Source organism: Chloroflexus sp. (genome assembly GCF_034435895.1).
Taxonomy (GTDB): Bacteria; Chloroflexota; Chloroflexia; order Chloroflexales; family Chloroflexaceae; genus Chloroflexus.
On record NZ_DAOTWH010000243.1, the window covers coordinates 1 to 2,881 of the forward strand.

At 61.1% G+C, this 2,881-nt stretch carries 3 protein-coding genes and 1 pseudogene; 1 reads left to right on the top strand and 3 read right to left on the bottom strand.

Annotation, left to right across the window (positions count from 1 at the left end):
• From U9R81_RS14095 to U9R81_RS14105, 3 genes are all read right to left on the bottom strand, one after another.
• The coding region (locus tag U9R81_RS14095; protein WP_322496069.1) for a HAMP domain-containing protein at window positions 1–707 on the bottom strand (707 nt) is incomplete at its 3' end.
• Window positions 704–1,390 carry a response regulator transcription factor gene (locus U9R81_RS14100; RefSeq protein WP_322496070.1) on the bottom strand — a complete coding sequence of 229 codons (687 nt, stop codon included), beginning with the start codon at window positions 1,388–1,390 and terminating at the stop codon, window positions 704–706. The genes U9R81_RS14100 and U9R81_RS14095, both read right to left, overlap by 4 nt.
• A 294-nt stretch (window positions 1,391–1,684) precedes the next feature.
• On the bottom strand, window positions 1,685–2,218 hold the full coding sequence (locus tag U9R81_RS14105; protein WP_322496071.1) for a DUF305 domain-containing protein: 534 nt from the start codon (window positions 2,216–2,218) through the stop codon (window positions 1,685–1,687).
• A gap of 235 nt (window positions 2,219–2,453) precedes the next feature.
• Here U9R81_RS14105 and U9R81_RS14110 point away from each other — a divergent pair.
• Window positions 2,454–2,881 (top strand): annotated as a pseudogene (locus tag U9R81_RS14110) (prenyltransferase); the annotation flags it as partial.

A 2,881-nucleotide genomic window follows, 5' to 3' on the forward strand; every position in this document is an offset into this window, starting at 1 on the left:
ACTGCCGCCGCGCTGAGCGCCGCCGGCGCGACTGCGGTCAGGTGCAACGCCACCTGCCCCGCTTCCACCCGCGAGAGCTCTTGCAAATCGCCGGCCAAGCGCCGCAAGCGGTTCACCTCATCTAGCACCAACGCCCACGTCCCGTCATCCGGCTCGACCACCCCATCAAGCATACCCTCGACATAGCCGGCAATCGTCGCCAATGGCGTGCGCAACTCGTGCGCGACATCGCCGATCAAGGCCACCCGCCGCTGCTCGGCATCCTCGAGCGCAGCGGCCATGGTGTTGAATTGCGCCGCTAGACGGGCCAATTCGTAATCGCCCTGCACCGGCGCCCGTTCGCGGTAATGGCCGGCGGCAATCCGCTGGGCCGCGATCAACAGCCGTTCGAGCGGTTGCGCGATCCGGCGCGATGCCGCCAGACTCACCACCACCGCTACGAGAATCGCCGCGCCGCTGCTGATTGCCAGCGCCTGCGCCATCGCCAACGTAAAGATCGCATTCGTCGCCCGCTCCATCTCGATCATGCTGTCATCGGCAGTCGCAGCCCAATGCGGCCCTAGCCACGCAATCATCAGGCGGTCATGCACCCCCGGCGCCAACAACAGCGCCACGCCGAGCAGCGTGATCGCGCCGGCAGCAATCGTTAGCAGATGCGCGAGCAACAACCGCCGCCGCAAACCGCTCCACACCAACCACCCCTTCATTGCCGCTCTCCAAACCGATAACCAACGCTGCGCACGGTAAAGATAAAGCGGGGCCGGCCCGGATCATCGCCCAACTTCTTGCGCAAATTGGCGATATGGACTTCTACCACATGATCATCGCCGAAGTAGTCGTCACCCCACACCCGGTCGAGCAGTTGGGCACGGGAAAAGACTCTGCCCGGCGCGCTCGCCAACACGCATAACAACGAATATTCCACATGGGTCAGCGCAACCGGCGCGCCCTCCAACCAGACGGTATGCGCCGCCACATCGATCACCAGCGGGCCGTAGCGGATGCGCTGCGCTTCCTCAGTGATCAAATGACGAGGCCGGCGCAACATCGCTCGCACTCGCGCCACCAATTCGAGCGGCGAGAACGGCTTCACCAGATAATCGTCAGCGCCGGCTTCTAACCCCACCACCCGGTCAATCTCTTCCGCCTTCGCTGTCAACATCAAAATGTAGGCATGTGAAAAGGCGCGTACCTGCCGGCACACCTCTAACCCATCAAGTTCCGGCAACATTAGATCGAGAATGATCAGGTCTGGTTGCAGCGCGCGCACCTGCGCCAAAGCGCTCTGACCATTAGCCGCCTGCGACACCTGAAAACCGGCTCGCACCAAATAGCGCTGCACAAGTTCGCGCAAGCGCGTTTCATCTTCAACAATCAAAATCGTAGGCATGGGCGTTATCCGTGCTGACTAGCAACCGCAGATGCATGGTAGCCGGTGACGAGCAAACGGGCAATGGCTGCGAGCATTGGCATCACGAAACAAAACCCAGCGCAGCGCGGCGATTACCGCCGGGAGCGCAGGGGAGTAGGGAACGGGGAAGAGGGACAAGTTTTACCGCAGAGCACGCCGAGGGCGCAGGGGGAAGACACACCTTACCAACCCTTTGCGCCCTTCGCGTCTTTGCGTGTATCACCCTCTGCACCTTTGCTCACTTTGGGTCTGGGCCTGCACTGCGGCATACAACTACCGCTTCAACCATTCCCGCATCTGGGCAATCTCAGCCTCTTGGGCAGCGATAATCGCTTGCGCCAGCTCTTTAATCTCGGCGTGCTCAGCCTTCTGCAAAGCGTCGCGCGCCATCGCTATCGCCCCTTCGTGATGCGGAATCATCGCTTCCAGAAAGCGTTGATCAAACGGAGTATTGCCATCCGGCACCGCCATCGGCCCCATCTCCATCATCATACCGCTGGTCGGCGGCAGATCAGGGTACCACGCTTGCCGCCACGCTCGCATCTGGGCAATCTCAGCCTCTTGAGCCGTGATAATCGCTTCAGCCAACTGGCGGATACGCGCGTCTTGGCTCTCTTGCAGCGCCTGCCGCGCCATCGTGATCGCACCCTCGTGATGATCGATCATACTATCAATGAACTGCGCATCATACGGTGCATCGCTACTACGATGCCCCATCGCATGATCCATGCCGGCCATCGGCGTAGGCGCGGCGGGTTGGCTGCACGCCACGAATGCCAAGCACAACACCCAAAAGAAACGCTGCATACGAGACACCTCCGTTGATCGTTGTCAACCTGTCGGCGCCAGTATGCAGCGTCAAACTCAAGATTCGCTCAAGCGCAGCTCAATAATGCCTGAGAAGGCGGGTACATGTTGCCGAGCCGCTGACAAAACTCTGTTATGATGAAGGCAATTGTTGGTTATCCCGCCGCTCTACTCAACCAAACGTATGTTGCGTCTTTTGCAGCAATTGAGGCAATCAGAGCGTGTATCCGCTGCTATGCGACCGCTTTGCGGCCTCTGGCTGATGAGTCGCCCGCTCATCTTGCCTAGTGGTGTGCTGGCCTATGCAGTGGGTGTGGCGTTGGCGCTCACCGACGGGCCAATTGATTGGTCGCGGCAAGCGATTGGCCTCACCCTCACGATGCTGGCCAATCTCGCTGCGCACTACGCTGATGAATACGCCGATGCCGACACCGATGCACTCGCCAAGCACACCGGCTTCTCCGGCGGCAGCGGCGCCATTGCTGCCGGCTACGCCGATCGGCCACTGGCGCTGCGCGCGGCAGTGGCGGTCAGCGCCATTACCCTGCTCGGCGGTGCGTGGGCCACCCTCAGCGGCGCGATACCATTTGCAGCAGGGATCATCCTGCTGATAGGTCTGCTTGGCGGTTGGGCTTATTCGATGCCGCCTCTCGCGCTCGAACG

Coding starts and splice junctions, on each gene's coding strand:
- U9R81_RS14100 (WP_322496070.1), bottom strand. CDS start 1,390: ATGCCTACGATTTTGATTGTTGAAGATGAAACGCGCTTGCGCGAACTT.
- U9R81_RS14105 (WP_322496071.1), bottom strand. CDS start 2,218: ATGCAGCGTTTCTTTTGGGTGTTGTGCTTGGCATTCGTGGCGTGCAGC.